The following is a 5,906-nucleotide window of genomic DNA, read 5'->3' as shown; positions in this document are numbered from 1 at the left end:
CGTATCTGTATCAGTGTCTGTATCCGTATCTGTGTCAGTATCCGTATCCGTGTCGGTATCTGTAGCTTCAGCAGCTAATGCAGCAAAGTAACCCGCATTATCCGTTGCGCCTGCAGCATCAGACTTAGCTTTTGCAGCTGATTCCGAAGCTTTTTTGGCTTCTGCGGCGTAACTTGACGCTGCGGAGTTTTGTCCAGCAGCTTCGGCTGAATCAGCATTAGATTGCGCGTCAGAAGCAGCACTTGCGGCTGCTTCTGCATTACTTGCAGCAGTCGAAGCCGTAGCAGCGGCATCTGCTGCTTGTTGTGCGTACGAACTTGCATTAGAGTTACCATCTTTGTATTGATCAGCAACATTAGCATATGAATTAGCAATTGAGTTATATTCATCGGCAGCAGTTGCATAATCAGTAGCTTCACTGGCGGCTGAATCAGCGGCTGATGTTTGAACTGAGTTGACAGTTAAATAGCCAGCACCTAAATACACAGTTGTTGCATCATCACCAGTTCCACTAGTAATCGCCAAGTAGTAGTACCCAGATTGATCTACTGTAATGTTGCTCAAATTAAGTGTAGAGCCATTTTGTCCACTAATTGGAGTTGAATTAGCTGAATCATCAGAATTGGCATTATAATACCATTGATAAGTAACATCGCTATCGCTGTCACTATCAGTAGAATTAGTAACTGTTGACCAATCTAAGTCACTACCAGCATCAACTGTTTGATCCTCTAAACCAGTACCAACAGTAATGGTTTTTGAAGATGAATATGAAGTTCCATCTTCATTAGTAATTGTTACTGTAATCGTAACTGTCCCATTACCAACAACTGTAATTAATCCTGATTCATCAATTGTTGCGACACTTGAATCACTTGTTGCCCATGTTACTGTACCAGTTGCATTACCTGGATTAGTAGTAGCGGTATATTGTCCAGTAACGGTTGTATCATCACTATCACCACTATTATTGATAATATAGTCGTCACCTGAAATTTCAATCCCAGTTGCTGGAATTTCGCTATCATAAACATCAACTTCTGCTAAATCACTAGCAAAAGTATATGTGTTTAACACCACCCCTTGGAATGTAGACACTGATTGAAATAATAATGTACCAGTATATCCTGAGGCAATAGTGACCGTCAGTGTGGATTTAGAAGTTGCTAATCCATTTGAATTAGCAACCGTATAAGTTAAAATACTCGAATCTACCTTACTAATTTCAGTCCAAGTACCGTTAACTTGTACATACCACTTAGCACTACTCCAAATGGAAATAGCCCCTAGCCCAGTTTTTGCAACTGCACTCAAAGTGATAGTTTTACCAGAAACCGTAGATGTTGACTTTGCAGGTTGCGTAGTCATACCACCTGAAATAACAATTCCAAGAATTGTCGTAGCATCACCAGTATCACTACTATTGTAATAGCTATTCTTATTGGCAGAATAATTAACAGCATTAGTTGCATTGTCACTACTTGAACTTGCAGCTTTCGTTGCTAAAGCTGCATATGAACTAGCATCTGCAACTGATGCATTTGCTAAATCTACATACGAACTCGCCATAACAAAATTACTAGCCGCTACTGCTGAAGAAGCTAATGACATATACTTATTAGCATTTGATGCAGCAGCTGAGGCAGCACCAGCAGCACTTTCAGCAGCATTTGCATAACTTTGAGTATCTGTCACATATGAAGATCCTAAAGTTGTATTACTTGAATAAGCCGTGCTCAACGAATTTGCAGCTGAGGACGCAGCACTGGCAGCAGTACTGGCAGTCGAAGCAGCAGCACTAGCATTTGCAGCTAGTGAATTATAATAACTAGATTGTGCTTCAACGATTGTTTTCGTCGTCGCACTTGCAGCACTTTCAGCAGCCGTTAATTGTTCAGAAGCACGAGTTAAGCGTAATGATGCAATACTTTGATAGTAAGCAGCACTCGTCGCATTACCTTCAACTGCATATGAAGCAGCGGAACTTGCGGCAGAACCAGCAGCAGCAGCAAACGAACTGGCAGCCGTAGCGGCTGATGCAGCGGCTGATGAATAATCCGTTGCACCACTGTTAAAGCTTGAACCGGCTGTATTATACGCATTGGCCGCATTGGCTGCATTTGAAGCGGCTAATGAAGCGGCGGAACTTGCGGCAGCAGCGGCAGAACTTGCTAATGCAGCGGCTGACGATGCCAAATAATCAGTTGCAGCTGAACCACCATCTTCATTAACAGCTGCGCTCAAGGCTAAGTTCAAATTAACAATGGCAGCCGATGCAGCTTCACTATTTTGAACAGCGTATGAGCTCGCATTAACTGCATAACTGGCAGCATCAACAGCATATGAGCTTGCTAACTCGTATGCACCGGCGGCTTCGTTAGAAGCAGCATTGCTAGCAGCAGTCGCAGCTTTAGCAGCTTTAGCAGCTTCACTAGACGCTTGCTTAGCATATGAATTAGCTAGACTTGCTGAACTACTTGCTTGATAGTAATAATCACTTGAAAGTTCACCATTCAAGTTAGCTGAACTACTTGCTTGTGAGATGGCGCTATTAGCCGTACTTGTTGCAGAACTAGCGTTATTAGCATAACTTGACGCCAAATCAGCGGCACTGCTTGCTTGTTCTGAATAAGTCCCGTTTGGATCACTGACTACAACGGTAATAACATTACTACCAACCGTAGTGAAGGTAATATCACTTGACAGCGTTGCTGAAGCAGTACCAGTTATAACTAATTGATAATAATAAGTCCCTGCAACCGATATTGTTGGCGTATACGTACTGGAAGTGCTAGTTGCAGTAGTCGTTGTCGTACTTACCGCCGTCCAAGTCTTGCCATCAGTAGAGACATACCAAACATACTTAGTTCCCTTTTCAAGACTATATTTAGCACCCAGGGTACCAGTCTTAGAAAAAGTTACACTCCCAGTAAGGGTAGCTGAATCACCCACGTTAAGAGTTTGATTACTAGTAGTTGTTGAAACAGTTGCACCACTAGCCGTATTCGTTGCTTCACCACTAACATCAGTAGCAAATTGCTTTGCTAAAACAGCATACGATGCAGCGTCTGACGCATAACTATCAGCCATTTCTGCATATGAACTAGCCAATCGAGCATATGAATCTGCTTCTTGTGGCGTTGCTGCAGTAACTGCGGCTGCGGCTGCATCAGATGCACCACCATACAAAGTTACCGCGTAAGCATAAGCCTGAGTAGCAGAGCTGGCATAAGCTGAAGCTTGCGTCCCACTATATGAAGCTGCTGAGCTTGCTGCACTACCTGCTGACAGTGCGGCTGAAGCAGCAACGTTAGCACTTGAACTGGCTTGACTAGCTTGTGTACTAATTGCAGCACTGTTAGCGTAGCTGGCATTTAATTGCGCGGTACTATTAGCCGTACTCCCTGCAACTTCAAAGCTGTTCGCATCAGTTAAAGCGGTCGTTGCATCTACATAAGCCGTACTTGCAGTTTCATAATCATTGTTGGCAGCAGCGCTAACGGCAGCATCATAAGCTGAAGAAGCAACTGCAGCGGCTGAGGCTGCACTTGAGGCTGCACTTGTAGCAGCGACTGCGGCACTCGATGCTGTACTATATGCTGATGAAGTCGTCTTCTTATTCGTATCTTTATCATATTGCATTGCCGTGTAAGCACTTGAGGCTGCGGCTGCAGCTGAAGATGCTAAAGAGTTAGCTAAATTAGCAGCTGAAGATGCAGCGCTGTTAGTGCTGCTTGCCATGTTAACTAATTCTTGTGTTGCCACACTTGATGCGGTTGAGGCGGCGGTTGAGGCAACGGCTGCTGCATTTGAGGCTGCGATAGCAGCACTCGATGCAGCGGTTGAGGCAGCAACCCAACCGGCTGCATTTTCTTGTGCATTTGAAGTCAGATCACCGTCAGCAAGCGCCGTGTAATACATTGACGCCAAGCTGTTATAGTGATTAGCATAGTCAGCTGCTAACAAAGCCTCTTGATAGGCACTTTGAGCTGCACTATACGCATTTTGAGCCGCTAAAGTGTTAACTAACGCCGCATAACTACTTGCAGCGGCTGCATATGAAGATGCTTGTAGAGCAGATGCGGTTGCAGCTGATGCATCTGATGCATTATTACTAGTAGATGCTGCGTCAGTGCGTAACAATGAGTTAGCTGTTGAAGCGGCTGAATTAGCACTAGTTGCCACTGAGCTGGCCGCACTTGCGACTGAACTCGTTGCAGAAACTGTTGCGACACTGTTAACTTTAGTGGTTGACGAACTAGCACTGGAATTACTACTTGAAGTAGTCGTGGCGCTAGATGAAGCGGTGCTTGAGCTACTTGTCGTAGTACTGCTTGACGTGCTCGAAGCTGTACTACTAGTTGATGTACTTGATGAGGCCGCACTTGAAGCCGTACTGCTTGTGCTAGTTGCACTAGTCGTACTGGTTGTTGAATCGCTAGCGGCACTGCTAGTCGTTGATGTTTCCGTATCCGAACTAGAATCGGAATTACTGCTTGCAGCAGTTTCACTCGAAGATGAGGCTGCTGAAGAACTTGAAGATGCCGATGATGAACTGTCGGCACTTGAACTGCTAGTTGAAGCAGTGCTAGCTGCGGTAGATGCTGCTAGAGCGGCAGCGGTTAAATCACTGGCAATAGCGGCACTGCTAGCCGAGCTACTGTCACTAGACGCCGAACTGGTCGCACTTGAACTAACTTCACTGGTGTCGTTAGAACTTGGACTATCCGCATGTGCGAGTAATTGCGTGCCACCTATAAGGGCAAAAGATGTCATAGCTGTAAATACCCAGGTACGTCCAACTTTGAACATCTTATAATGTAGTTTAGGATCGCCGTTAAAGGCGTTGTTTCTTACAAATTTCACGTTGATGCCTTCCTTCTCCGATGTACGTTACTATGTGAGCTTAACTAACAAACTACATGTGTAACTTATGCAACTATCATTTTCTGTACACAGTGTTTTTTATACACAGTGTTCTTAGTACACTGCGTTAATTATTTTATTGCTTTCACTATATTACTATTCCTATTTAAATATTCCAAGGGTAAATTATGAAAAAAATTGCATTCAGCAATATTTTTTTGATATCAACCAACGATTTCGAGAGGTGAACCATTTAAGTAAATTAACCAACGTTATTTTCTCTCAAAAATACAAACCAATTATCCTAGTCATGCGTTCGCATTAGCTGAGATAATTGGTTCGATTTTAAAGTTGCTTTAGCTTAGAAAAGCGAGTGACACTAATTCCATCGTAAAAGCCGATCAAAGCTAAGCATCACTATGACTAAAGCCCTTGATATAACTGCGTTTTAATCACAGATTTCCGCTTTATAAATGAATTCACTTATCTTGGCTAGTATCCTACTAAAACTTTCTAATCAATGCGAATAATTTGTTTCATAACTTGAAATAAGGATTAAGCGACAAAGTTATCACATACCAATTTCGTTATACCTAATTGAATCAAGGGGTAACGCATTTGTTTTATAGGAATAAATATATTAATTGTTATATTTTAAAATACCAAAAACAGTTTAAATAACGTTCATTAACTAATTTATGTACATGCTCATATGAGATGGTTGTCAAACTGTTTAAAACAGTTTAATTCAATTTATTAAACCCGTTTAATTCCCTTTCTGACGCGGTTTCCATAAATTTGTTTTTTTACAACTTTAAACCTCCATAGATCGTTAGTTTTCTTCCGTCTATCTCACTTTAACCATCGATCAAAGTTTCATCTATTCAAAAAGATCATTTCGAGTTTGCTCCGCACATAATGCGCATTAACTAAACTGTCATTCTTGGACCAATAATATTCACAACCACAGTTAATTCTGGCGTTAAAATCAGTAAAAAAACACCGACCAATTGAAGTGCAACAAAAAAGTTAGACAAATT

Annotated in this window: 1 protein-coding gene; it reads right to left on the bottom strand. The window is 42.4% G+C overall.

What is annotated here, in order from left to right; all coding sequences use genetic code 11:
• A partial coding sequence (locus tag ACG95_RS04475; protein WP_173425503.1) for a KxYKxGKxW signal peptide domain-containing protein occupies positions 1-4,866 on the bottom strand: 4,866 nt, incomplete at its 3' end.
• Positions 4,867-5,906 lie beyond the last annotated feature (1,040 nt).

Source organism: Lactiplantibacillus herbarum, from assembly GCF_001039045.1.
GTDB classification, from domain to species: Bacteria; Bacillota; Bacilli; order Lactobacillales; family Lactobacillaceae; genus Lactiplantibacillus; species Lactiplantibacillus herbarum.
This window is presented reverse-complemented; position numbering and strand designations above follow the sequence as displayed.